This is a genomic window from Nocardia carnea NBRC 14403 (genome assembly GCF_000308515.1).
Classification (GTDB): domain Bacteria; phylum Actinomycetota; class Actinomycetes; order Mycobacteriales; family Mycobacteriaceae; genus Nocardia; species Nocardia carnea.
This window is the reverse complement of sequence record NZ_BAFV01000084.1, coordinates 1-379: the sequence shown is the minus strand read 5'-3', so window position 1 is coordinate 379 and position 379 is coordinate 1. Positions and strand designations below refer to the sequence as shown.

Genomic DNA, 379 nt, shown 5'->3' with positions numbered 1-379 from the left:
CGTCATCGTCGGCGTCAGATGCCCGAAGTACCGCATCACGACATGCAGCGGGACACCGGCGTTGATCAGATCGGTGACTCGGGTGTGGCGGAATTGGTGTGTGCGCGAGATCGCGACCGCACGTCCTGTGCTGTCGGTGATCCCCAGCCGCTTCGTCAGCTCCCGCAGCCGCGGGTTGTAGGTATTGCACGAGTAGGGGTGCTGGCCCCACCGGTTGTTGCGGGGACGCACGAACAGGTAGCGGGGCTGGGTTCCCGCCGGCGCGCCGAACGTGGTGAGCAGCTCGCGGGCGTGGTCCTGCTGGGATCGGATGATGGAGACGATCTCGGCATCGACAGGGATCGTCGCGGGTTGTCCCGATTCGATTTTCGTTTGCTGA

At 64.6% G+C, this 379-nt stretch carries 1 protein-coding gene; it reads right to left on the bottom strand.

Going from position 1 to position 379, the window contains the following annotated elements:
* On the bottom strand, positions 1-379 hold a 379-nt coding region (locus tag ON22_RS26605), incomplete at both ends, for a tyrosine-type recombinase/integrase (protein ID WP_043740665.1).